Source organism: Allobosea sp. LC85 (genome assembly GCF_000735605.1).
Lineage (GTDB): Bacteria > Pseudomonadota > Alphaproteobacteria > Rhizobiales > Beijerinckiaceae > Allobosea.
Genome location: NZ_JPKG01000040.1, coordinates 35,295 through 56,444 on the forward strand (window position 1 = coordinate 35,295; position 21,150 = coordinate 56,444).

Annotated in this window: 29 protein-coding genes and 1 pseudogene; 3 read left to right on the forward strand and 27 right to left on the reverse strand. The window is 64.2% G+C overall.

Translation table 11 applies throughout. The features are described 5' to 3' along the window. Window position 1: 1 nt before the first annotated feature. Window positions 2-1,255 carry an RluA family pseudouridine synthase gene (locus tag FG93_RS18810; RefSeq protein ID WP_043237064.1) on the reverse strand — a complete coding sequence of 418 codons (1,254 nt, stop codon included), beginning with the start codon at window positions 1,253-1,255 and terminating at the stop codon, window positions 2-4. Then, window positions 1,252-1,635 carry a fluoride efflux transporter CrcB gene (crcB, locus tag FG93_RS18815; RefSeq protein WP_043237066.1) on the reverse strand — a complete coding sequence of 128 codons (384 nt, stop codon included), beginning with the start codon at window positions 1,633-1,635 and terminating at the stop codon, window positions 1,252-1,254. Before crcB ends, FG93_RS18810 begins: the two co-directional genes overlap by 4 nt. A 152-nt stretch (window positions 1,636-1,787) precedes the next feature. Here crcB and FG93_RS18820 point away from each other — a divergent pair, with 152 nt between their 5' ends. Both FG93_RS18820 and FG93_RS18825 read left to right on the forward strand, forming a co-directional pair. Continuing rightward, on the forward strand, window positions 1,788-3,110 hold the full coding sequence (locus FG93_RS18820; protein ID WP_043237068.1) for a hypothetical protein: 1,323 nt from the start codon (window positions 1,788-1,790) through the stop codon (window positions 3,108-3,110). Between the two features lie 202 nt (window positions 3,111-3,312). Continuing rightward, window positions 3,313-4,668, forward strand: coding sequence for an IS5 family transposase (locus FG93_RS18825; RefSeq protein WP_043237069.1), 1,356 nt, complete (start codon window positions 3,313-3,315; stop codon window positions 4,666-4,668). A 96-nt stretch (window positions 4,669-4,764) separates the two neighbouring features. On the opposite strand, the gene FG93_RS18830 is transcribed toward FG93_RS18825, so the two are convergent. Together FG93_RS18830 and FG93_RS18835 are read right to left on the reverse strand one after the other, a co-directional pair. Continuing rightward, complete coding sequence (locus FG93_RS18830) at window positions 4,765-6,072, reverse strand: replication-associated recombination protein A (RefSeq protein ID WP_043237070.1); 1,308 nt, start codon at window positions 6,070-6,072, stop codon at window positions 4,765-4,767. Further along, a complete protein-coding gene (locus FG93_RS18835) occupies window positions 6,069-7,445 on the reverse strand; it encodes a DegQ family serine endoprotease (RefSeq protein ID WP_043237282.1) in 1,377 nt (458 codons plus the stop codon). The genes FG93_RS18830 and FG93_RS18835 overlap by 4 nt, the downstream gene beginning before the upstream one ends. Before the next feature lie 323 nt (window positions 7,446-7,768). Between FG93_RS18835 and FG93_RS34055 the strand changes: the two are divergent. Further along, window positions 7,769-7,834 (forward strand): annotated as a pseudogene (locus tag FG93_RS34055) (hypothetical protein); the annotation flags it as partial. A gap of 225 nt (window positions 7,835-8,059) precedes the next feature. Here FG93_RS34055 and FG93_RS18845 read toward each other — a convergent pair. The 23 genes from FG93_RS18845 to rpsS form a co-directional block, all read right to left on the reverse strand. Next, on the reverse strand, window positions 8,060-9,031 hold the full coding sequence (locus FG93_RS18845; protein ID WP_043237073.1) for a tripartite tricarboxylate transporter substrate-binding protein: 972 nt from the start codon (window positions 9,029-9,031) through the stop codon (window positions 8,060-8,062). A 471-nt stretch (window positions 9,032-9,502) separates the two neighbouring features. After that, the gene (rplQ, locus tag FG93_RS18850; protein WP_043237075.1) at window positions 9,503-9,919 is read right to left on the reverse strand and encodes a 50S ribosomal protein L17; all 417 of its coding nucleotides are present in this window, start codon (window positions 9,917-9,919) and stop codon (window positions 9,503-9,505) included. A gap of 112 nt (window positions 9,920-10,031) precedes the next feature. After that, window positions 10,032-11,048 carry a DNA-directed RNA polymerase subunit alpha gene (locus tag FG93_RS18855; protein WP_043237077.1) on the reverse strand — a complete coding sequence of 339 codons (1,017 nt, stop codon included), beginning with the start codon at window positions 11,046-11,048 and terminating at the stop codon, window positions 10,032-10,034. Between the two features lie 90 nt (window positions 11,049-11,138). Then, the gene (gene rpsK, locus FG93_RS18860) at window positions 11,139-11,528 is read right to left on the reverse strand and encodes a 30S ribosomal protein S11 (protein ID WP_043237079.1); all 390 of its coding nucleotides are present in this window, start codon (window positions 11,526-11,528) and stop codon (window positions 11,139-11,141) included. A 123-nt stretch (window positions 11,529-11,651) separates the two neighbouring features. Then, the gene (rpsM, locus tag FG93_RS18865) at window positions 11,652-12,020 is read right to left on the reverse strand and encodes a 30S ribosomal protein S13 (RefSeq protein ID WP_043237082.1); all 369 of its coding nucleotides are present in this window, start codon (window positions 12,018-12,020) and stop codon (window positions 11,652-11,654) included. Window positions 12,021-12,458: 438 nt separating this feature from the next. Next, the gene (locus FG93_RS18870; protein WP_043237083.1) at window positions 12,459-13,040 is read right to left on the reverse strand and encodes an adenylate kinase; all 582 of its coding nucleotides are present in this window, start codon (window positions 13,038-13,040) and stop codon (window positions 12,459-12,461) included. Then, a complete protein-coding gene (gene secY / locus FG93_RS18875) occupies window positions 13,040-14,377 on the reverse strand; it encodes a preprotein translocase subunit SecY (protein ID WP_043237085.1) in 1,338 nt (445 codons plus the stop codon). The genes FG93_RS18870 and secY overlap by 1 nt, the downstream gene beginning before the upstream one ends. 98 nt (window positions 14,378-14,475) lie before the next feature. Further along, window positions 14,476-14,955, reverse strand: coding sequence for a 50S ribosomal protein L15 (rplO, locus tag FG93_RS18880; protein WP_043237087.1), 480 nt, complete (start codon window positions 14,953-14,955; stop codon window positions 14,476-14,478). 13 nt (window positions 14,956-14,968) lie between these two features. Then, window positions 14,969-15,163 carry a 50S ribosomal protein L30 gene (gene rpmD, locus FG93_RS18885; RefSeq protein WP_043237284.1) on the reverse strand — a complete coding sequence of 65 codons (195 nt, stop codon included), beginning with the start codon at window positions 15,161-15,163 and terminating at the stop codon, window positions 14,969-14,971. A gap of 10 nt (window positions 15,164-15,173) precedes the next feature. Further along, window positions 15,174-15,737, reverse strand: a complete 564-nt coding sequence (rpsE, locus tag FG93_RS18890; RefSeq protein ID WP_043237088.1) for a 30S ribosomal protein S5 — start codon at window positions 15,735-15,737, stop codon at window positions 15,174-15,176. A gap of 68 nt (window positions 15,738-15,805) precedes the next feature. Continuing rightward, a complete protein-coding gene (gene rplR, locus FG93_RS18895) occupies window positions 15,806-16,168 on the reverse strand; it encodes a 50S ribosomal protein L18 (protein WP_043237090.1) in 363 nt (120 codons plus the stop codon). 11 nt (window positions 16,169-16,179) lie between these two features. Then, window positions 16,180-16,713, reverse strand: coding sequence for a 50S ribosomal protein L6 (gene rplF, locus FG93_RS18900; RefSeq protein ID WP_043237092.1), 534 nt, complete (start codon window positions 16,711-16,713; stop codon window positions 16,180-16,182). A gap of 30 nt (window positions 16,714-16,743) precedes the next feature. Next, window positions 16,744-17,142 carry a 30S ribosomal protein S8 gene (gene rpsH / locus FG93_RS18905; RefSeq protein ID WP_043237093.1) on the reverse strand — a complete coding sequence of 133 codons (399 nt, stop codon included), beginning with the start codon at window positions 17,140-17,142 and terminating at the stop codon, window positions 16,744-16,746. A 12-nt stretch (window positions 17,143-17,154) separates the two neighbouring features. Continuing rightward, window positions 17,155-17,460 (reverse strand): 30S ribosomal protein S14, encoded by a 306-nt coding sequence (gene rpsN, locus FG93_RS18910; protein WP_043237095.1) that lies wholly within the window; start codon window positions 17,458-17,460, stop codon window positions 17,155-17,157. A 36-nt stretch (window positions 17,461-17,496) separates the two neighbouring features. After that, window positions 17,497-18,063 carry a 50S ribosomal protein L5 gene (gene rplE, locus FG93_RS18915; RefSeq protein WP_043237096.1) on the reverse strand — a complete coding sequence of 189 codons (567 nt, stop codon included), beginning with the start codon at window positions 18,061-18,063 and terminating at the stop codon, window positions 17,497-17,499. Then, window positions 18,056-18,373: a 50S ribosomal protein L24 gene (gene rplX / locus FG93_RS18920; RefSeq protein WP_043237098.1), complete on the reverse strand. Its 318-nt coding sequence runs from the start codon at window positions 18,371-18,373 to the stop codon at window positions 18,056-18,058. The genes rplE and rplX overlap by 8 nt, the downstream gene beginning before the upstream one ends. After that, a complete protein-coding gene (gene rplN, locus FG93_RS18925; RefSeq protein WP_043237099.1) occupies window positions 18,373-18,741 on the reverse strand; it encodes a 50S ribosomal protein L14 in 369 nt (122 codons plus the stop codon). The genes rplX and rplN overlap by 1 nt, the downstream gene beginning before the upstream one ends. 109 nt (window positions 18,742-18,850) lie before the next feature. Further along, window positions 18,851-19,093, reverse strand: a complete 243-nt coding sequence (gene rpsQ, locus FG93_RS18930) for a 30S ribosomal protein S17 (RefSeq protein ID WP_043237101.1) — start codon at window positions 19,091-19,093, stop codon at window positions 18,851-18,853. Window positions 19,094-19,104: 11 nt separating this feature from the next. After that, window positions 19,105-19,317, reverse strand: a complete 213-nt coding sequence (gene rpmC / locus FG93_RS18935) for a 50S ribosomal protein L29 (protein WP_043237102.1) — start codon at window positions 19,315-19,317, stop codon at window positions 19,105-19,107. Between the two features lie 10 nt (window positions 19,318-19,327). Then, window positions 19,328-19,741 (reverse strand): 50S ribosomal protein L16, encoded by a 414-nt coding sequence (rplP, locus tag FG93_RS18940; protein ID WP_043237103.1) that lies wholly within the window; start codon window positions 19,739-19,741, stop codon window positions 19,328-19,330. Window positions 19,742-19,759: 18 nt separating this feature from the next. After that, window positions 19,760-20,470, reverse strand: coding sequence for a 30S ribosomal protein S3 (rpsC, locus tag FG93_RS18945; RefSeq protein ID WP_043237104.1), 711 nt, complete (start codon window positions 20,468-20,470; stop codon window positions 19,760-19,762). A gap of 10 nt (window positions 20,471-20,480) precedes the next feature. Beyond that, the gene (rplV, locus tag FG93_RS18950; RefSeq protein WP_043237105.1) at window positions 20,481-20,864 is read right to left on the reverse strand and encodes a 50S ribosomal protein L22; all 384 of its coding nucleotides are present in this window, start codon (window positions 20,862-20,864) and stop codon (window positions 20,481-20,483) included. A gap of 3 nt (window positions 20,865-20,867) precedes the next feature. Further along, window positions 20,868-21,146 (reverse strand): 30S ribosomal protein S19, encoded by a 279-nt coding sequence (gene rpsS, locus FG93_RS18955; RefSeq protein WP_043237107.1) that lies wholly within the window; start codon window positions 21,144-21,146, stop codon window positions 20,868-20,870. Window positions 21,147-21,150 lie beyond the last annotated feature (4 nt).

Sequence of the window (21,150 nt, forward strand, 5' to 3'; positions counted from 1 at the left end):
CCTACTCGTCGGGCGCGTCCACGATCGGGTCATAACGCTCGTCCTCGAAGCCGAGCAGGTTCCAGGATTGGCGCATATGCGGCGGCAGCGGCGCGCTGACATCGATCGTGCCCTTGCCGCGTGGATGTGGCAGCACGATGCGGCGCGCCAGCAGATGCAGCTTGTTCTGGATGCCGCCCGGCAGTTCCCAGTTCTGAATGTTGAAATATTTGGGATCACCGACGATCGGGTGACCGATATGGGCCGCGTGGGCGCGCAGCTGATGGGTGCGGCCGGTCACGGGTTTCAGCGACAGCCAGCCGAGCTTCTGCGCCGCGGTCTCGACCACGGCGTAATAGGTCACGGCATGCATCGCGCCATCGTCGCCATGTTTGGCGACCGCCATCCGCTGATCGCCGTCATAGGCTTCCTCGCGGGCAAGATAGGTCGAGATCCGGCCCTGCCGGACGCGCGGGACGCCCGCAACCAGCGCCCAATAGACTTTGCGGGCCGAGCGCGAACGGAAGGTCTTTGCCAGCGTCGCCGCTGCGAAGCGCGATTTGGCAATGACGAGGCAGCCGGAAGTATCCTTGTCGAGCCGATGCACGAGGCGCGGCTTCTGGCCGTCCTTCCCGGTCAGCGCGTCAAGCAGGCCGTCGACATGGCGCGTGGTGCCCGAGCCGCCCTGCACGGCCAGGCCGGCAGGCTTGTTGAGGACCATGACATCATCATCCTCGTAGAGCGTGATCGAGCGCAGGAAGTCCACGGTGTCGGAATCGGCCTTGGCCGAACGCGGGCGCTCTGCCTGCTGCTCGAGCTTCAGCGGCGGGATGCGCACGGTCTGGCCAGCCTCGAGCCGGTCCTTGCTGTCGGCCCGCTTGCCGTTGACGCGCAGCTCGCCCTTCCGGACGATGCGCTGGATATGACTGAAGGACAGCTGCGGAAAGCGCGCCTCGAGGAAGCGGTCGATCCGCATCTCGTTCTCGTCCGGCGTCACGACGAGCTGCTGAACGCCTGTGGCAAGCACCTCCGCGGTAACAGCCTTGACCTCTGCGCGTGTCGGTCCAGCCGGACGCGGTGCCCGTTGCACCGGCGCCTTGGCCGCTGGAGCCCTACGCGTGACGTCCTCAGCCGGACCCGGCCTGGCCTGGCCCGACGCACGCGCCTGCCGGCGCGCGTCATGGCTCGGCCGCTTCTTGCCGGCACCCGCTGCCGGAGGCCTGCCGCTGCGACCCGTTTGCCCCTTGCCACCGGAGCCTTTGCCACCTTGCCTCATGATAGCCCCCGGACGAGTGCGAGCCCACCGACCAGCGCTGCCAGAGACAGCACGACGGAGCCCAGAACATAAGTGGTCGCGAGGCCCAGTTCACCGCGCTCCCAGAGCAGAACAGCCTCGAGCGAGAAGGCCGAGAAGGTCGTGAACCCGCCCAGGACGCCCGTGGTCAGGAAGAGACGTGCCTGGTGCGTCCAGCCCTCGCCGGCCTTGAAAGCGAGCCAGCCGGCGATCAGTCCCATGATCCCCGAACCGAGGATATTGATCGCCATCGTGCCATAGGGGAAACCCATCCCCAGCCATTTCAGCGAGGTGTAGTTGACGCCGTGTCGCAGCGCGCCGCCGATGCCGGCGCCCAGGAAAACAAGAAACGTGGATGTCATCGTCCTGCAATAGCCAGCACACCCGGCCTGCACAAACGAATTCCGGTCCCAGCACGCGACAATCACGGGAGTGCGTCCCCTGACGGCGCAATTGACACACGCGAAGCCCCTGACGACAGATGACGAGAGAGCCTTGGAGTCGCCAGCCACCGATGACCGCCGTGACAGGCAGCTCCAGTGAGAAGCCGAGCTTGCATCGCGCCTGGGCGATCGCAGCTTCGCTTTTCCTTGGCTTGCCGGCCCTGGCGACATTCGCGGGCGAAGCAGTCGCACTCCCCCCGCCCAAGAGCCTGAAACCCGCCCGGGCCCCGAGCCTTGCGCGCAGTTGCACGATCACGCCGGCCGAGCTTGAACCCCTCTTCGCCAGTAAGGCCGTTCCCCAGCAGAAGCAGGAGGACGAAGACAGCGACGAGAACAGCGATGACGATGAGGACGAGGATGACGACACCATCCCCGGCCTGATCCTGCCCGGCTCAGCCACCTGCCTCTCGGTGTCGGGCACCGTCAGTGCCGGCCTGCAAAATGACAGCATCCGGGCATCACGCTCCGTTTCCTTGCCGCAGTCGAGTCTGACGACCTTCCCGACAAGCGCGAATATTCGCATCGCGACGTCGCATGATCTCGCCTCCGGGCTGCGGGTCGGCAGTGCCTTCTCCTTCACCATGCAGGACCCGGTCGACGATGTCGCGGGCCTGACCCTCGACGAGGCGACTGTGCTGGTCGGGCCCTGGACCTTCGGCCTGGACACCTCACGCTTCAGCTTCTGGACAGGCGACGAGTTCATCTTCAGCACGCGGGTGCCAAGTCGGACGGTCGGATTGTTGGCCGTGGAGCTGCCCCTGACGGAGAGTTGGGTCGCGACACTTGCGATGGAAGATCCCGCACTGGGCACGACCTCGTCCCTGCCGGTTGCGGCCGGACGCGTGCCGGATGGCGTGGCACGGCTCGTCTACCAGTCAGGCGCATGGACGTTGCATGGCGCATTGGCGCTGCGCGACATCCCCGGCCGACACTCCCGATTGGGACGTGCCGGAATTCTGGGCGTTACCTATGAGGCCGAGATGCTGGGGCGCCCCGGCAGTCTCACGGCCCAGATTGCAGGCGCCGTCGACGCAGCGCCCTATATCGGCTCGCAACTGGACGCCGCCGTCGTTCGAACGGTTCTGCTCGGCAGCGACCCGACCCGCGGCTTCTCGACCGCCTTTGTCATGCACCGGGAATGGACCGACGAAATCGCGACCAATTTTTACGTCAGCCGCTACCAGCTCTCGGTTCCGCTCATCGACCAGGCGAAGGGCAAGATCAGCATCGACCGCGCCGCCGCCAATCTGGTCTGGACGCCGGTCGAGGGCCTCAAGGCCGGGATCGAGGCGTCGATCGCCCATGCCCGGCTATCGCTGACCGGGCGGCAGATCGCGGCGGGGCTGGCGGGGCGTCTGATCTCGACGCAGGTCTTCATAGAGCGCGCGTTCTAAGGCATCGGCCCGAAAAGTGGATTGCGGTTTTCAGGAGTCGAGCGTGAAGAACGTGTAAGGGCTTGATGGGGCGTGTGTTTCCGGCGCTTTGAAGTATTCGTTTTTGCCGGATTTGAGCGGCGTCCCCCCGATTTTCTGGCAAATTGATTTAGCGCTGCGGGCGTGATTCCATCGCTGTGACGCAGCGTTGGCGAGGATTCGGATGCGCCCGAAAGACCGTCGCGAGAGCGGCCAGACCGATCTGTTCAAGGCCCGGCTCGATCAGATCGTCGACCCCAGTCATGCCCTGGTGAAGCTGTCGGGCTCGATCGACTGGCGCTTTTTGGAAGAGCGCTTCGGCGCGGTCTATGACGATGACCCAGGGCGGCCGCCTCTGCCGACGCGGCTGATGGCGGGCCTCGCCATCCTGAAGCACATGCATGATCTGTCGGACGAGGTTCTGTGCGAACGTTGGGTCGAGAATCCTTATATGCAGCTGTTTTGCGGCGAAGAATTCTTCCAGCATCGGCTGGTGTTCGATCGCTCGTCGTTGACCCGCTGGCGGCAGCGGATGGGCGCGCAGAAGCTGGCGGCGCTGATCCAGGAAAGCCTGGCGGCGGCGGTCCGCACCGGCGCGGCCAAGCCTGCCGACTTCGTCAAGGTGATTGTCGACACGACGGTGCAGGAAAAGGCGATCACCTTCCCGACCGACGCCAAACTCATGCACAAGGCGCGGGAGCGGCTGGTGCGCCTGGCGAAAGCGAAGGGCGTGGAGTTGCGCCAGTCCTATACCCGGGTCGGCAAGCTCGCGCTGATCAAGCATCAGCGCTACGCCCACGCCAAGCAGTTCAAGCGGGCGAACCGAGCGCTGCGCGCCCTGCGAACCATGCTGGGACGCGTGATCCGCGACATTGGCCGCAGGGTTGCGGACAGTCCGGCGCTGGCCGAGGCGTTTGCGCTACCGCTCTCGCTGGCCCGGCAGGTGCGCGATCAACGGCAGCGCGAGCGCGGCAAGAAGATCTATTCGCTGCATGCGCCGGAAGTGGAGTGTATTGGCAAGGGCAAGGCGCACAAACCCTACGAGTTCGGCTGCAAGGTGAGCGTCGCGACGCCGCTCAACCGCTGCAAGGGCGGCCAGTTCGCCGCCCATGTGAAGGCGATGCCGGGAAATCCGTATGACGGCCATACGCTCGCGACCGTCATTCCCGAGATCGAGAGCAATCTCGGCGCCAGCCTGAGCAAGATCGTCGCCGACGCCGGCTATCGCGGCCACAACGCGCCCAAGGACAAAGCCTTCAAGGTTCATGTCACCGGCCAAAAGCGCGGCCTGACCGCCGCCATCAAACGCGCCTTCAGGCGACGATCAGCGATCGAGCCCGTCATCGGCCACCTGAAGAACGAACACCGCATGAACCGCAACTATCTCGTCGGAACCCAGGGCGACGCCGCCAACGCCGTCCTTGCCGCGGCCGGCTTCAACTTCAAGCTCCTCATCCGCTGGCTGATGTTTTTGTGCGCCTGGATCACCGCCGCAGTTGCCGCCATGTCGACGGCAAAATCCCGGCCTCAGGCCGCGTGAACGCGTTCTTCACGGTCGACTTCAGGAAAGCCGATGCAAACACAGAAGGTTAGGCCATCGGACCGAGTACGATATCCGGTCCGATGATCTAACCTTCTACTTGCTGCGCTCGGTCCTGAGCTTTTCCCAGTATTCCAGCCGTTTCCGGATCTCGCGCTCGAAACCACGTTCGGGCGGATCGTAGAAGAGTTGCCGGCCGAGCGCGTCGGGCCAGTAGTTCTGGCCGGAGAAGGCATCGGGCGCGTCGTGGTCATAGGCGTAGTCGGCGCCGTAGCCCTCTTCCTTCATCAGCTTCGTCGGCGCGTTGAGAATGGTCTTGGGCGGCATCAGCGAGCCACCCTCCTTGGCCGTGCGCCGCGCCGCCTTGTAGGCGATATAGGCCGCGTTCGATTTCGGCGCCGTCGCCAGGTAGATCACCGTATTGGCGAGTGCGAGCTCCCCTTCAGGTGAGCCGAGCTGTTCATAGGTCTCGGCCGCGGCGCGGGCATGGATGAGCGCCTGCGGGTCGGCGAGCCCGATATCCTCGACCGCCATGCGCACCAGCCGCCGCGCCAGAAAACGTGGGTCCTCGCCGGCATCGAGCATGCGGGCGAAGTAATAGAGAGCCGCATCCGGATCAGAGCCGCGGATCGTCTTGTGCAGCGCCGAGATCAGATTGTAATGGCCGTCCTGTGCCTTGTCGTAGATCGGTGCGCGACGCTGGATCACCTCGCCGAGGCCGGCTTCGTCGAAGATCTCGCTCGGCTTGGCGGCACGCCAGATTTCCTCGGCCAGCGTCAGCGCCGCCCTCCCGTCGCCATCGGCAAAGCGGGCGAGCGCCAGCCGCGCTTCCGGCGTCAAGGGCAGTTCCTTACCCTCCAGCACCTCGGCTCGGCCGAGCAGGAAGAGTAGCGCGTTTTCGTCGAGGGACTGAAATGCCAACACCCGCGCCCGCGACAGAAGCGCAGCGTTGAGCGCGAAGGACGGATTTTCGGTGGTGGCACCGACCAGCGTGATCGTGCCGTCCTCCATGACCGGCAGGAACGCATCAAGCTGGGTGCGGTTGAAGCGATGGATCTCGTCGACGAAGAGCAGCGTGCCCTTGCCTCCAAGTCGTCGCCCACGCGCAGTCTCGAACACCTTCTTGAGGTCCGCGATCCCGGAAAAGATCGCGCTGATCTGCTCGAAACCGAGATCGACGGCACCCGCAAGGAGGCGCGCGACCGTCGTCTTCCCGGTGCCGGGCGGCCCCCAGAAGATCAGGCTGCCAATCGAGCCGGAGGCGAGCAGCCGCGTGAGTGCGCCATCGGGACCCGTCAGGTGCTCCTGGCCCGTGACCTCGGCCAGCGTCGTTGGCCGCAGACGGTCGGCAAGCGGGCGCGGCCCCGCCTTGTCGAGGCCGGAAGCGGAAAAAAGGTCACTCACCCCGGGAAGACCGACGTCACGGTCTGTCCGCCGCGCGAGATCGTCACCTCCCAGGCGCGCTTGCGCTGGCGCAGCGCCGCCTCGACATCGCGTGAGCGCTCCATGCGCTCTCCATTCAGGGCAAGGATGACGTCGCCCTTCTGGAAGCCGACGCGCGCCGCCAAGCTGCCCTCCTCGATGGCACTGACCACGACGCCTTCGGTTCCGGCATCGATCGAGAGTTCCTCGGCAACCGCCGGCGACAGGTTGAGCACCGTCAGCCCCGAAAGCGGTGTGCGGCCCGAGAGCATCACGGATTCGCGCGGCCGCGTCTCGGGCGCTGGAACGAGCTTCACCGGGACCACCAGGCGCTTGCCGGCGCGCAGCACGGACAGAGAGGTCGTACCGCCGATCGGGCGAGTCGCGAAACGATAACCGAAGGCCTCGGGATCATCGACGGCGACACCATCGAGCGCGAGGATGACGTCCGAACGCTTGAGACCGCCGTCGGCAGCAGGCCCCTTCTCGACCACGCTGGCAACGACGGAGCCAGCCGGGCGGTCGAGCCCAAGTCCGTCGGCGACATCGGCCGTCAGCGCCTGCAGCCTGGCGCCGAACCACGGCCGGCGCACCGAGGCTGCTCCGGCCTTGGCGCTTTCGACGACGACGCGAACCATCGATGAGGGGATTGCAAAACCGATGCCGTGGCTGCCGCCCGAGCGCGAGAAGATCGCGGTGTTGATGCCGATCAGCCGGCCTTCCATGTCGACCAGCGCACCACCGGAGTTACCGGGATTGATCGCTGCATCGGTCTGGATGAAGGACTGCGCATCGGCGACACCGACCTGTGTGCGAGCCAGCGCCGAAACGATGCCCTGCGTCACGGTCTGCCCGACACCGAAGGGGTTGCCGATCGCCAGCACGATATCGCCGACCTGAAGTTGGTCGGAATCGGCAAGATCGATCGAGCGCAAATCCTTGGCACCGTTCAGCTTCAGCACGGCAAGATCGGTACGTGGATCGCGCAGGACAATCGTGGCTTCCACCTCACGCTTGTCCGCGAACGCGACCTTGACCTCGCTCATGCCCTCGATGACGTGGTTATTGGTGACCACGAGCCCGCTCGCATCGACGATCACGCCCGAGCCAAGCGAACGCTGCACGCGCTCGCGCGGCACGCCGAACCCGTCATCCCCGAAGAAGCGGCGAAAGAATGGGTCGTCCATGAAGGGATTCTGAGCCCGGCGCTCGACGCGGGCACCATAGACATTCACAACCGATCCAGCGGTCTTCTGCACGATCGGCGCAAAGGAAAGCTGAACCTGCTGGCGGCTTTCCGGAACCTGCCGCGCCTGAGCAAGCAATGGCAGCGGAGCAAGGCTTGCAAAGAGCATCAAGGCAGCCGGTAAGGCAGTTCTTCCAAAACGGACCTGCATGATCCCGCGCTTCATTCCTGTCTCCACGCTGAAACTAAACACCGTTGGCGGCGTTCCAAGTCTTCGAATACGAACCATTCCCGGGAAATCTCTTCGCCCGCGCCGACACTGTCGACATCCAGATCTTAAACGGGTCAGTCGAGCAAAAATCCGCGACAGGAGCTGGTCCCTTGTGTTCGATACGCCTTGTTTATGCCAGCCCGAGTCGCCTCGTCGAGGGCAATCACAGTGAGGAGGCTGACCGGCTGAACGCACAGGACGAAGTGACGGGATTTCTCCTGGTGACGCCCGGGGCCTTCGCGCCGATGCTCGAAGGCGAAGCGCGTAATGTCGCGGAGACATATGGCCGGATCGTGGTCGATCTGCGCCACGCCGGGATCCGCCTGCCGGTGGAAGAGCAGATTGCGGCCCTTTCAGACAGGTCGATGAGCCTCGCCGAACATGCCGAGGCCGCGAACTTCGTTTCCAGCCCTTACGGAGTCACGCCAGGGGCCGATTCCCGATCCAGCCTGCCACTGTACTATTGGATCTCGCTGGCGAACTTGCCCGCCAGCGAGCATAGGAAAAACGCCTCACTTGTCCTGAAGCAGGATCTTGTACTTCTCGATCTCTCCGGGGACCATCGCCCCGACATGGGCCGGCGTGAGCTCGTTCTCTGCGGGCAGGACGGACGAAAGCTCCTTGAATCGAGATTGCAGGTTCGGGCTCGAAAGCGCTGTCCGCAAAGCCTGATTCAGCTTGGTGACGATCGGTTCAGGCAGGTTCTTCGGACCGAAGAGCGCGTTCCAGCCCTGGGCTTCGAAGGCCGGTAGCCCTGCCTCCCTGGAGGTTGGCACATCCGGGAGGCTGTCGAGCCGGCTCGGTGTTGCGACCACGAGCGCCTTGACCTTGGCGCCCTGCACCGCGCCCGAGAGCGAGGTTGCAGCGTCGCAGACGCCGTCGATCTGCCCACCCATCAGGTCGTTCAAAGCGGGCCCTGCGCCGCGATAACTGACGAGCGCGACCTCGACGCCAGCCGCCTTGATGAAGTTCCGGCAGATCAGATAATTCGACGAGCCGACGCCGGCATGGCCGAGGCTGACCTTGCCCGGGTTCTTCTTGGCATAGTCGACGAATTCCATCAGGTTCTTTGCGGGAAAATCCAGCTTGAGCGCGATCATCGGCGACGTCTTGGCGACGAGGCCGATCGGCGCGAAATCGGACTGGGTATATTTCAGGTCCGGATAGATCGAGTAGGACGCGGCGTTGGTGCCGCTATTGCCGATAACGATCGTATAGCCATCAGGATCAGCCTTGGCGGCGCGCGTCAGGGCCGTCGCGCCCCCGGCTCCGGCCATGTTCTCCATGACGATGCGCTGGCCGAGCACCCGCCCCATCTCGTCGCCGACGAGGCGTGCGATCACATCGGAGGAGCCTCCGGCCGCGAATGGCACGATCATGGTGATCGGCTTGTTGGGATAGCCGTCCTGCGCCAAGGCGGGGACCGCCAGCGCCAACATCGCCGTCAGCGCAAGCCTCCGCCTGGTCAATAGCCTTGAAATCATCAGTCTCTCCCTCCGAGGCCGCCTCTTGCGGGACGGGCTTCACCCCGAAGGATGACCATTGCCCATTGTGGCGCACAAGCAGCGTTTCGAGCAATAATCTTCGACATCAGTCGCCGATTCAATGTCTCCCGAAGCGAAAGGGCGACGGCTCGAAGATCGCCGCTGGCCGCTGGTTCCTGTCATCCGTATCGACAGCAGTGAAGAGGCCCTGGGCATCGGGTCCTGGATGGCCTCCCTGCTCCACCAAGCCGGATGACAGGCTGATGACCATCTTCCACGGCCGCTATCTCTGTCGGCTCGCCACGTGAGCCCTCATTTCACGCCGATATTCGACATTCTGGAGGCCTTTCCGAATTGCAGCCGCGCGCCATCGAGACGGCCGACATCCAGGTCGGGGCCGCTCTGGCTCCAGCGTAAAAGAAAAGGCGGCCTCGCGGCCGCCTTTCAAATCCCCGGGGAATGCAGCCTTTCTCAGGCGGCTTCGTCTTCAGCCGTGAAGACCGGGCCGGAATCCTTGCCCTTGGCATCGACATCACGATCGACGAACTCGATCACGGCGAGCGGGGCGTTGTCGCCGAAGCGGAAGCCTGCCTTCATGATGCGCAGATAGCCGCCGTTGCGCTCCTTGTAGCGCGGGCCGAGGACCGCGAAGAGCTTGCCGACGAGCGCAACGTCCTTGATCTGCGCGATCGCCTGACGGCGGGCGTGCAGATCGCCGCGCTTGGCGAGCGTCACCAGCTTCTCGACGACCGGACGCAGGTCCTTGGCCTTCGGGAGCGTGGTGGTGATCTGCTCGTGCTTGATCAGGGCCTGGGACATGTTGGCGAACATCGCCTTGCGGTGCTCAGCCGAGCGGTTGAAACGACGACCGCGGAAACCGTGACGCATTTGGCTCTCCTGTGATTACGGCCGCCGTGCCACGGTACGGCCGTTCATTATGCTCCGGCGCTCGCGCGCCGTGCGGGAATCTGGCGCGGAGACGAGCTCCGCGCCAGCGGGATCAGTAATGCTCTTCGAAGCGCTTCGCCAGCTCTTCGATGTTCTCCGGCGGCCAGCCGGTGACGTCCATGCCGAGATGGAGGCCCATGGTCGCGAGCACTTCCTTGATCTCGTTCAGCGACTTGCGGCCGAAGTTCGGGGTGCGAAGCATCTCGCCTTCCGACTTCTGGATCAGGTCGCCGATATAGACGATGTTGTCGTTCTTCAGGCAGTTCGCCGAACGCACCGAAAGCTCGAGCTCGTCGACCTTCTTGAGCAGCGCCGGGTTGAAGGGCAGCTGCGGCGCGGTCGAGACGGCCTCTTCCTTGCGCGGCTCCTCGAAGGTGATGAAGACGGCAAGCTGGTCCTGCAGGATGCGGGCGGCGAGCGCCAGCGCGTCCTCGGGCGTGACCGAGCCGTTGGTCTCGATCTGCAGGGTCAGCATGTCGCGGTCGAGGTTCTGGCCCTCACGGGTGTTCTCGACGCGATAGGAGACCTTCTTGACCGGCGAGTAGAGGCTGTCGACCGGGATCAGGCCGATCGGTGCATCTTCGGGGCGGTTCTGCTCGGAGGGAACATAGCCCTTGCCGGTATTGACCGTGAACTCCATGCGGATCTCCGCCCCCTCGTCCAGCGTGCAGAGCACGAGTTCGGGGTTCAGGATCGACACATCGCCGACGGTGTTGATGTCGCCGGCAGTGACGGTGCCCGGGCCAGACTTGCGCAGGGTCATGCGCTTGGGGCCCTCGCCCTGCATCTTGACGGCGATTGCCTTGATGTTGAGGACGATGTCGGTGACATCCTCGCGAACGCCGGGAATCGACGAGAACTCATGCAACACGCCGTCGATCTGGACGGCGGTGACCGCAGCGCCCTGGAGCGAGGAGAGCAGCACGCGCCGCAGCGCGTTGCCGAGCGTCATGCCGAAGCCGCGCTCGAGCGGGCGAGCAATCACGGTAGCATGGCGCTTGGGGTCGTCTCCGACCTTGATTTCGAGCTTGTTCGGCTTGGACAAATCCTGCCAGTTCTTGCTGATCACGACCGCACTCCTGGTGCTTCATCTCTCGGCGGCGACGGGCCGCCCCGTACCGGCGCTCGCCAGTGCGAGCGCCGCAATCCAATCCGGGCGTCAGACGCGACGGCGCTTGCGCGGCCGGCAGCCGTTATGCGGGATCGGCGTCACGTCGCGGATCGAGGTCACGGTGAAGCCGGCGGCCTGGAGGGCGCGCAGAGCCGATTCACGCCCCGAACCCGGACCCGTCACCTCGACTTCGAGGGTGCGCATGCCGTGCTCGGCAGCCTTGCGGGCAGCATCCTCAGCCGCGACCTGGGCGGCATAGGGGGTCGACTTGCGCGAACCCTTGAAGCCCATCGTGCCGGCGGACGACCACGAGATCGTGTTGCCCTGGGCGTCGGTGATGGTGATCATGGTGTTGTTGAACGAGGCGTTCACATGCGCGACGCCGGAAACGATGTTCTTGCGTTCACGACGACGAACGCGCTGGGCTTCCTTGGCCATAGTCTCTTTCTTTCATCCTTCAGGCGCGCCCGTCATGCCAGGCGCTGGGGATGTCGCCTGCCCTAGAACGGGTCAGGCGACGCATAGAATAGACAGCGGGCCGGATGACCGGCCCGCCGAAACTCACTTCTTCTTGCCGGCGATCGGCTTGGCCTTGCCCTTGCGGGTGCGCGCATTGGTGTGCGTGCGCTGGCCACGGACCGGCAACGAGCGACGATGACGCAGGCCGCGATAGCAGCCGAGATCCATCAGGCGCTTGATGTTCATCGAGACTTCACGGCGCAGGTCGCCCTCGACCAGGTAGTCGCGGTCGATCGTCTCACGGATCTGAAGCACCTCGGCGTCGGTCAGCTGGTTGACGCGACGCTCGTCGGCAATGCCGACCTTTTGGCAGATTTCCTTGGCCTTCTGGGCACCGATGCCGTGGATATACTGCAGGCCGATGACGACGCGCTTGCCGGTCGGAATGTTAACGCCCGCGATACGAGCCATGGTCTCTTCTCCATTGTCGGCCGAGGCGCCCGATGGCTGCCCGGCAGTGAAAACCTACCCGCGTCCGGTGGAGGCCGGCCCCTGCGAGCGTTGAATCGATTCCATGCGAGAACGCGACGTCGCCCCTCCTCGCGAAGGTAACGGCATCGCCACATGCAACCGGATGAGGGTCGTTAGTCGGTCGAAGCTCTTGAGTCAACCCGCCAAAACCAAGAATCATGCCAGCTCTCTCAAAGCCTGCCTTACTGGGCCAGCAGCCTGCCATCTGGTTCAGCGCAGCCAGAGCGCGCTACGCGGGCTTCGTTGACAGGCGCGTCATACGCCCTCTTCGAAACAGAAAGCCCCGGCGCGACGAGAACCGTCTCCGCCGGGGCTGATGCGCTGACAGCAGCAAGGTCAGAAGCCCGAGCCCGATGCCAAGCCGCTGCCCGCGCATTGCTAGGCGCCGAGCGCCTTGCAGATCGCGCCCGTCACCTCGTCGATCGGCCTCATGCCGTCGATGGCGGTGAGTTGGCCGCGCTTTGCATAGTAGGGCGCAACCACCGCGGTATCGCGGTTATAGGCTTCGAGCCGGGCCTTGAAGACCACCGGATCGTCATCCTTGCGCACTGGCTGCCCGGCCGCCTTCGCCTCTTCGGCACGGCGAATGATCCGGTCGACAAGCTTGTCCTGGTCGACCTTGAGCTCCAGGACGGCGTCGAGTTTCAGCCCCTTCTGCTCCAGCATGGCGTCGAGCGCCTCGGCCTGGGCCAGCGTGCGCGGAAAGCCGTCGAGGATGAAGCCCGTCTTCGCGTCCGGCTCCTCGATGCGATCGGCAACGATCCCGATGACGATATCGTCCGAGACCAGCCCGCCGGCATCCATCACTGCCTTGGCCTTGAGGCCCACCGGCGTCCCGGCCGCGACGGCGGCCCGGAGCATATCGCCGGTCGAGAGCTGCGGAATGCCGTGCTTCTCGACGATACGGGTTGCCTGAGTACCCTTGCCCGCCCCCGGCGGCCCCAGGAAGATCAATCGCATCAGCGCCTCGCCCCTCGCAACTTCGCCTTCTTGACCAGCCCCTCATACTGGTGGGCCAGCAGATGCCCGTGAACCTGCGCCACGGTATCCATGGTTGTCGTCACCACGATGAGCAGCGAGGTGCCGCCCAGGAGGATGATCGGAATCTGGGCATAAGTGATCATGAACTCGGGGATAAGGCAGACAATAGTCAGATAGCCTGCGCCGAGAACGGTGATCCGGGTCAGCACGCGGTCGATATGCTCGGCGGTGCGCTCGCCCGGGCGGATGCCCGGCATGAAGCCGCCATGCTTCTTGAGGTTGTCCGCCGTTTCGACCGGATTGAACACGATCGCGGTGTAGAAGAAGCAGAAGAAGATGATCAGCGCTGCGTAGAGGATCATGAACAGCGGCCGGCCATGCGCCAGGTAGGTCGCGACCGTCGACAGCATGCCGGTGCCGCCCGAGGCCTGAGAGAAGCTGGCGATCGTCGTCGGCAGCAGCAGCAGCGACGAAGCAAAGATCGGCGGGATGACGCCCGACGTGTTGAGCTTCAGCGGCAGGAAGGAGGTCTGGCCCTCATACATGCGGTTGCCGACCTGGCGCTTGGGATAGTTGATCAGCAACCGGCGCTGTGCGCGCTCCATGAACACGCAGAAGGCGATGACGCAGACGGCCATGACCAGGATCAGCAGCAGCAGGCCGGTCGAAATCGCGCCCTGACGGCCGAGTTCGAGGGTTTGGGCGAGCTGCGACGGGAACTCGGCGATGATGCCCGAGAAGATGATCATCGAGGTGCCGTTGCCGATGCCGCGGCTGGTGATCTGCTCTCCGAGCCAGAGCAGGAACATCGTGCCGCCAACCAGCGTGATCGTGGTCGAGAGCAGGAAGAACGGGCCGGGCTCGAGCACGAGATTGCCAGAGCCCTGCAGGCCGACGCCGATGCCGTAAGCCTGGAACACGGCCAGCACGAGGGTCAGGTAGCGGGTGTACTGGTTCAGGACCTTGCGGCCCTGCTCGCCTTCCTTCTTCAGCGCCTCGAAGGTCGGCACCACGCTCGACAGGAGCTGGATGATGATCGAGGCGGAGATATAGGGCATGATCGCCAGCGCAAAGATCGCCAGTCGCCCGACGGCGCCGCCCGAAAACATGTTGAACAGGCCGAGCACGCCGGTCTGCGACTGCTTGAACAGGTCGGCAACGGCGTCGGGGTTCATCCCCGGCAGCGGGATATAGGTACCGAGCCGGTAGACGATCAGCGCCCCCAGCGTGAACCAGATCCGCTTCTTGAGCTCGTCCGCTTTCGCGAGCGCGCCGAAATTCAGGTTTGCCGCAAGCTGTTCAGCCGCCGATGCCATGCGTCCGGTCCTTGATCGGAATAAACGTCAAACAGTCAAACGGCGGCCTAGGCTTCTGGCCTGGCCGCCGTTCGCAATCGCTCATGTAAGCGTCGCTGTCACGCCTGTGAAGCAGCAGCCGCCAGGATCTTGACCGAGCCGCCAGCCTTTTCGATGGCCTCGACCGCCGACTTCGACGCGCCAGCCACTTCGAAAGCAAGTTTCGTCTTCAGTTCGCCGACGCCGAGGATCTTGACGCCGTCACGTGCCGCCTTCGAGATCACGCCGGCCGAAACCAGCGCCTCGATGGTGACCACGCCCTTGCCGTCGAGCTTGCCGGCCTCGACCGCCTGCTGGATCCGACCGAGATTGACCTCGTTCAGTTCCTTGGCGAAGAGGTTGTGGAAGCCGCGCTTCGGCAGGCGACGATAAAGCGGCATCTGACCGCCTTCGAAGCCCTTGACCGCCACGCCGGCACGGGCCTTCTGACCCTTGACGCCGCGTCCACCAGTCTTGCCCTTGCCGGAGCCGATACCACGGCCGACACGGATGCGGGACTTGTGGGCGCCTTCGTTGTCACGAATGTCTGTGAGTTTCATCGGACAATCCCCCTCACTTCGCGTCGACGACGCGGACGAGGTGCTTGACCTTCTCGATCATGCCACGGACGGAAGCGGTGTCCTGCAGGGTCGATTGGCGGCGGATCTTGTTCAGCCCGAGACCGATCAGGGTCTGGCGCTGCGAAGCCTCGCGGCGGATCGGGCTACCGATCTGCTCGATGACAACGGTTTTTTCAGCTTTTGCCATGGTGCAGCCCTCACGCTTCGGCCGCGGCGTCGGTGCCGGCATCGCGGCGACGCGACTGCAGGGCCGAGACCTTCAGGCTGCGGCGCGCGGCGACGCCACGCGGGCTGTCCTCGTTCTTGAGCGCCGAGAAGGTGGCGCGCACGAGGTTGTAGGGGTTCGACGAGCCGAGCGACTTCGACACGACGTCCTGCATACCGACCGCCTCGAAGACGGCGCGCATCGGACCACCGGCGATGATGCCGGTACCGGCCGGAGCAGCGCGCAGCACGACGCGACCCGCGCCGTGGCGGCCCTGGACGTCATGATGGAGCGTGCGGCCTTCGCGCAGCGGAATGCGGACCAGCCCGCGCTTGGCGGCTTCCGTCGCCTTGCGGATGGCTTCCGGCACTTCGCGGGCCTTGCCATGGCCGAAGCCGACGCGGCCCTTCTGGTCACCGACGACGACGAGGGCAGCGAAGCCGAAGCGACGGCCGCCCTTCACCACCTTGGCGACGCGGTTGATGTGGACCAGACGATCCACGAATTCGGAATCGCGCTCATCGCGATCCTGACGGTCACGAGGTTCTCTCGCCATGTCATCCTCTTACTTGCGCGGACGCTGCCTGATGCAGCGCCGCTCGCTCGAGCATCCCGGATGGGATGTCAGAAATTCAGCCCGCTCTCGCGAGCCGCATCGGCCAGCGCCTTGACGCGGCCATGATACATATAGGAACCGCGATCGAAGACCACGTCCTTCACGCCGGCCTTGACAGCACGCTCGGCAACCAACTTGCCGATCGTGGCCGCGGCCTCGACATTCGCACCCGACTTGATGTCGCCGCGGATGTCCTTGTCCAGGCTCGAGGCCGATGCGAGGGTGATGCCCTTCGCGTCGTCGATGACCTGGGCATAGATCTGCTTGCCGGTGCGATGCACCGACAGGCGAGCGCGGCCATTGGCGACCGCCTTGATGGCGCGACGGACACGGGCCCGGCGGCGCGCAGTATTTTCTGTCTGCTTGCTCATGGCTCGCGTCCTTACTTCTTCTTCCCTTCCTTGCGGAAGATGAATTCGCCGGCGTACTTGACGCCCTTGCCCTTGTAGGGCTCGGGGCCGCGATAGTCGCGGATCTCAGCGGCGGTCTGGCCGACCACCTGCTTGTCGATGCCGGTGATGACGATTTCAGTCGGCTTCGGCGTGACGATCGCGACCCCAGCCGGGATCGCATAGTCGATGTCGTGGCTGTAGCCGAGCGACAGCTTGAGCACCTTGCCGGTGACGGCGGCCTTGTAGCCGACGCCGTTGATTTCAAGCTTCTTCTCGAAGCCATTGGTGACGCCCGTCACCAGATTGGCGACGCGTGCCCTGGACGTGCCCCAGAGCGAGCGCGCACGCTTGCTCTGCGAGCGCGGCTGAACGGCGATGGCGCCGTTCTCGAGCGCAACCGAGACATCGTCGGGCACCGAGAAGGAGAGTTCCCCCTTCGAGCCCTTGATGCTCACGAGCTGGCCGGACACGTTGGCGGTGACGCCAGCGGGAACCGGAACAGGCTTTTTACCGATACGAGACATTGGATTTCTCCTGATGAGCGGCGCAGAAGGTCAGAAGACCTTGCAAAGCACTTCGCCGCCCACGTTCTGCTCGCGGGCAAGATGATCGGGCATCACGCCCTTCGGCGTGGAGACGATGGTCACGCCGAGGCCGTCGGCCACGCGCGGCATCGTGTCCACCGAAGAGTAGACGCGGCGGCCGGGCTTCGAGACCCGAGAGATGGCGCGGATGACCGGCTGTCCCTCATGGTACTTCAGCTCGATGTCGAACTCGGTCCGGCCATTGCCGAACTCGGTCGTGGAATAGCCGCGGATGTACCCCTCGGCCTGAAGCACGTCGAGCACGCGGGCGCGCAGCTTCGAGCCCGGGGTGGTCACGCGCGACTTGCGCCGCATCTGCGCATTGCGGATGCGGGTCAGCATATCGCCAAGCGGATCAATGATCGCCATGATGCGTCCTCCTCACCAGCTCGACTTGACGAGGCCGGGAACCAGCCCCTTGTTGCCGAGCTCGCGCAGAGCAACGCGCGACATCTTCAGCTTGCGATACACGGCGCGCGGACGGCCGGTCACTTCGCAGCGGTTGCGCACCCGGTTTGCGGCCGAGTTGCGCGGCAGTTCAGCCAGCTTGAGGCGAGCAAGGAAACGCTCGTCCATGGACTGGCTCTCGTCATTCGCGATCGCGAGAAGACGCGCCCGCTTGCCCGCGTACTTCTTCACGAGCTGCCTGCGGTGTTCGTTCTTCTCGACGGAGCTTTTCTTAGCCATCGATCTCTCCTGGTTTCCGCGTATGAGCGGTAAGGCTCACTGCCGGAACGGGAAGTTGAAGTGCTTGAGCAGAGCGCGCGCTTCGTCATCCGACTTCGCAGTCGTGCAGACGATCACGTCCATGCCCCAGACCTGGTCGACCTTGTCGTAGTTGATCTCAGGGAACACGATGTGCTCCTTGATGCCGAGCGCGAAATTGCCGCGCCCGTCGAACGACTTCGGGTTGAGACCACGGAAGTCGCGCACGCGCGGCAAGGCGATGGTGACGAGCCGGTCGACGAACTCGAACATCTTGGTCTTGCGCAGCGTGACCTTGCAGCCAACCGCCATGTTCTCGCGCAGCTTGAAGCCGGCGATGGCGAGGCGGGACTTGGTGATGACCGGCCTCTGGCCGGCGATCATGGCGAGGTCGCCAGCTGCACTGTCGACCTTCTTGCGGTCGGCCGTCGCTTCGCCCACGCCCATGTTGATGACGACCTTCTCGATCGTCGGGACTTCCATCACGTTCTTGTAGCCGAACTCGGCGATCATCGCCGGACGGACCACGTCCTCGTAATGCTTCTTCATGCGCGGCGTGAGGGCCGCCTGCTGATTCTCAGCCATCGATCAGATCTCCCGAACGCTTGGCGAAACGCACCTTGCGGCCGTCATCGAGCACCTTGAAACCGACGCGGGTCGGCTTGCCGTCCTTCGGATCGGCAACGGCCAGGTTCGACAGATCGATCGTGGCCTCCTTGCTGATGATGCCACCCTCGGACTGCGCCGAGGCCTTGGTGTGCTTCTTCACGAGGTTGACGCCGCGCACCACGGCGCGGGCATCCTTCGGAAGCACCTGGAGCACTTCGCCGGCCTTGCCCTTGTCACGGCCGGCCAACACGACGACCTTGTCGCCCTTCTTGATCTTCGCAGCCATCACAGCACCTCTGGCGCAAGCGAGATGATCTTCATGTGGTTCTTGGCGCGAAGTTCACGCGGAACCGGTCCGAAGATACGGGTGCCCACCGGCTCCTTCTGGTTGTTGATCAGCACGGCCGCATTGCGGTCGAAACGGATCACCGAACCATCGGCGCGCTTCACGTCCTTGGCGGTCCGAACGACGACCGCCTTCATGACGTCGCCCTTCTTCACGCGGCCGCGGGGAATGGCTTCCTTGATCGAAACGACGATAATATCGCCGACACCGGCGTATTTCCGCTTCGACCCGCCGAGAACCTTGATGCACATCACACGACGGGCGCCGGAGTTATCCGCGACCTCGAGATTCGTCTGCACCTGGATCATGGCCTTGATCCTTCCAAACTGTATCAGCGCGGTTTCCGGGCGCGGCGTCAGCGCCGACCCGGACTACGACTGACGGGGGTCGATCGCCCCCTGGCCTCAATAAAGTGACTTACGCCTTGGGAGCGTTGTCGAGCACAACCCAGCTTTTCAGCTTGGAAATGGGCTTGGATTCCTCAATCCAGACCGAATCTCCAACCTTGAACGTCTGCGCCTCATCGTGGGCGTGATAGTTCTTGGTCCGGCGAACGGTCTTCTTGAGGAGCGGGTGCGTATAGCGCCGCTCGACCTTCACCACAACAGTTTTGTTCTGCTTGTCGCTAACGACGACGCCCTGCAGCACGCGCTTCGGCATTGTCCTACTCCTCAGGCGCTCGCTGCAACGGTCTTCGACCGCTGCAGCGTCTTGATGCGAGCGATATCCTTACGCACCTCAGTCACCCGAGCGGTATTCTCGAGCTGGCCGGTAGCGCGTTGGAAACGCAGGTTAAACTGCTCCTTCTTCAGCTTCAGGAGTTCGTCCTGGAGCTGGTCGACACTCATCACCTTGAGATCGGACAGGCGTTGCGTAGCTTTCATGTCGCCCTCCTTACTCGGCGATGCGCTGGATGAAGCGGGTCTTGATCGGCAGCTTGGCGGCGCCGAGACGAAGCGCCTCGCGCGCCGTCTCCTCTTCCACCCCGTCGATCTCGAACATGATTCGCCCAGGCTTGACCTTGGCTGCCCAGAATTCAGGCGCGCCCTTGCCCTTGCCCATGCGGACTTCGGTCGGCTTCTTCGAAACCGGTACGTCCGGGAAGATCCGGATCCAGACACGGCCAGCACGCTTCATGGCGCGAGTGATCGCGCGACGGGCAGCTTCGATCTGACGGGCAGTGACGCGCTCAGGCATCAGGGCCTTCAGGCCGAACTGGCCGAAATTGAGGTCCGTGCCGCCCTTGGCAACGCCTGAGATGCGTCCCTTGAACTGCTTGCGGAACTTGGTTCGCTTTGGTTGCAACATGGCTCTTCTCGATCAGCCTTACGCAGCCTGCTCGCGACGATCGCGACCGCCGGAGCGACCACCTTCGTCAGAGAGACGCTTGTCCTGGGCCATCGGGTCGTGTTCGAGGATCTCGCCCTTGAAGATCCAGACCTTGATGCCGCACGTGCCGTAGGTGGTGAAGGCGGTGCCGACACCGTAATCCACATCGGCGCGCAGCGTGTGCAGCGGCACGCGGCCTTCGCGGTACCATTCCAGGCGCGCGATCTCCGCGCCGCCGAGGCGGCCCGAGCAGTTGATGCGGATGCCCTCGGCGCCCAGACGCATGGCCGACTGAACGGCCCGCTTCATGGCACGGCGGAACGCGACGCGACGCTCGAGCTGCTGCGCGATGGAGTCGGCCACCAGGGTGGCGTCGATCTCGGGCTTGCGGACCTCGACGATGTTGATCGTCACATCGGCCTTGGTCAGCTTCGAGACTTCCTTGCGCAGCTTCTCGATATCGGCGCCCTTCTTGCCGATCACCACGCCCGGACGAGCCGAGTGGATGGTGACGCGGCACTTCTTGTGCGGGCGCTCGATGATGATCTTGGAGACCGCCGCCTGCTTCAGCAGCTTCATCAGCGCGGCGCGGATCTTCATGTCTTCGTGCAGCAGCTGACCGTACTCACCCTTCTGCGCGAACCAGCGCGAGTCCCAGGTGCGGTTGATGCCGAGGCGAAGGCCGATCGGATTGATTTTCTGACCCATCGTTCTCTCCTCAGGCCTTGGCCGCCTGGACTTCGCGCACCACGATCGTGATGTTCGCGAAGGGCTTCATGATCCGGGCTCCACGGCCGCGGGCGCGGGCGTGGAAGCGCTTCATGACCAGGGCCTTGCCGACGAAAGCCTGCGCAACGACGAGATCGTCGACGTCGAGATCATGATTGTTCTCGGCGTTGGCGATGGCGCTCTGCAGGCACTTGCGAACGTCGAGCGAGATCCGCTTGCGCGAGAACTCGAGATCGGCGAGCGCGGTCGAGACCTTCTTGCCACGGATGAGCTGAGCGACGAGGTTCAGCTTCTGCGGGCTGACGCGAAGGTTGCGGGCAACCGCAACGGCTTCGTTCTCCGGCAGCGCACGGGGGGCGGATGGCTTACCCATGGCTTACTTCCTCTTCGCCTTCTTGTCGGCAGCGTGGCCGTGGAAGGTGCGCGTCGGCGAGAACTCGCCGAACTTGTGGCCCACCATTTCCTCGGACACGTTCACCGGCACATGCTTGTGACCGTTGTAGACGCCGAACGTCAGACCGACGAACTGCGGAAGGATCGTGGAGCGGCGGCTCCAGATCTTGATCACCTCGGCCCGGCTCGCCGAACGGGCGACCTCGGCCTTTTTCAGAAGGTATCCGTCGACGAACGGACCTTTCCAAATCGAACGCGCCATGACG

Bases quoted from the DNA above. Each gene is read 5' to 3' on its own strand.
- rpsH (WP_043237093.1), bottom strand. From the start codon at position 17,142: ATGGCGATCATTGATCCGCTTGGCGATATGCTGACCCGCATCCGCAAT.
- rplQ (WP_043237075.1), bottom strand. From the start codon at position 9,919: ATGCGTCACGGTTTCCGCGGTCGTCGTTTCAACCGCTCGGCTGAGCAC.
- rpsK (WP_043237079.1), bottom strand. From the start codon at position 11,528: ATGGCCAAGGAAGCCCAGCGCGTTCGTCGTCGTGAACGCAAGAACATC.
- crcB (WP_043237066.1), bottom strand. From the start codon at position 1,635: ATGACATCCACGTTTCTTGTTTTCCTGGGCGCCGGCATCGGCGGCGCG.
- rplV (WP_043237105.1), bottom strand. From the start codon at position 20,864: ATGGGTAAGCCATCCGCCCCCCGTGCGCTGCCGGAGAACGAAGCCGTT.
- FG93_RS18810 (WP_043237064.1), bottom strand. From the start codon at position 1,255: ATGAGGCAAGGTGGCAAAGGCTCCGGTGGCAAGGGGCAAACGGGTCGC.
- secY (WP_043237085.1), bottom strand. From the start codon at position 14,377: ATGGCATCGGCGGCTGAACAGCTTGCGGCAAACCTGAATTTCGGCGCG.
- rplF (WP_043237092.1), bottom strand. From the start codon at position 16,713: ATGTCTCGTATCGGTAAAAAGCCTGTTCCGGTTCCCGCTGGCGTCACC.
- rplX (WP_043237098.1), bottom strand. From the start codon at position 18,373: ATGGCTGCGAAGATCAAGAAGGGCGACAAGGTCGTCGTGTTGGCCGGC.
- rpsQ (WP_043237101.1), bottom strand. From the start codon at position 19,093: ATGCCGAAGCGCGTGCTGCAGGGCGTCGTCGTTAGCGACAAGCAGAAC.
- rpsN (WP_043237095.1), bottom strand. From the start codon at position 17,460: ATGGCTAAGAAAAGCTCCGTCGAGAAGAACGAACACCGCAGGCAGCTC.
- rpsS (WP_043237107.1), bottom strand. From the start codon at position 21,146: ATGGCGCGTTCGATTTGGAAAGGTCCGTTCGTCGACGGATACCTTCTG.
- rplO (WP_043237087.1), bottom strand. From the start codon at position 14,955: ATGAAACTCACAGACATTCGTGACAACGAAGGCGCCCACAAGTCCCGC.
- rpsC (WP_043237104.1), bottom strand. From the start codon at position 20,470: ATGGGTCAGAAAATCAATCCGATCGGCCTTCGCCTCGGCATCAACCGC.
- FG93_RS18870 (WP_043237083.1), bottom strand. From the start codon at position 13,040: ATGCGATTGATCTTCCTGGGGCCGCCGGGGGCGGGCAAGGGTACTCAG.
- rpsE (WP_043237088.1), bottom strand. From the start codon at position 15,737: ATGGCGAGAGAACCTCGTGACCGTCAGGATCGCGATGAGCGCGATTCC.
- rplP (WP_043237103.1), bottom strand. From the start codon at position 19,741: ATGTTGCAACCAAAGCGAACCAAGTTCCGCAAGCAGTTCAAGGGACGC.
- FG93_RS18845 (WP_043237073.1), bottom strand. From the start codon at position 9,031: ATGATTTCAAGGCTATTGACCAGGCGGAGGCTTGCGCTGACGGCGATG.
- FG93_RS18835 (WP_043237282.1), bottom strand. From the start codon at position 7,445: ATGCTCTTTGCAAGCCTTGCTCCGCTGCCATTGCTTGCTCAGGCGCGG.
- FG93_RS18820 (WP_043237068.1), top strand. From the start codon at position 1,788: ATGACCGCCGTGACAGGCAGCTCCAGTGAGAAGCCGAGCTTGCATCGC.
- rpsM (WP_043237082.1), bottom strand. From the start codon at position 12,020: ATGGCTCGTATCGCGGGCGTTAACATTCCGACCGGCAAGCGCGTCGTC.
- rplE (WP_043237096.1), bottom strand. From the start codon at position 18,063: ATGGCTGAGAATCAGCAGGCGGCCCTCACGCCGCGCATGAAGAAGCAT.
- rplN (WP_043237099.1), bottom strand. From the start codon at position 18,741: ATGATCCAGGTGCAGACGAATCTCGAGGTCGCGGATAACTCCGGCGCC.
- FG93_RS18825 (WP_043237069.1), top strand. From the start codon at position 3,313: ATGCGCCCGAAAGACCGTCGCGAGAGCGGCCAGACCGATCTGTTCAAG.
- rpmD (WP_043237284.1), bottom strand. From the start codon at position 15,163: ATGGCAAAAGCTGAAAAAACCGTTGTCATCGAGCAGATCGGTAGCCCG.
- rpmC (WP_043237102.1), bottom strand. From the start codon at position 19,317: ATGAAAGCTACGCAACGCCTGTCCGATCTCAAGGTGATGAGTGTCGAC.
- rplR (WP_043237090.1), bottom strand. From the start codon at position 16,168: ATGAGCAAGCAGACAGAAAATACTGCGCGCCGCCGGGCCCGTGTCCGT.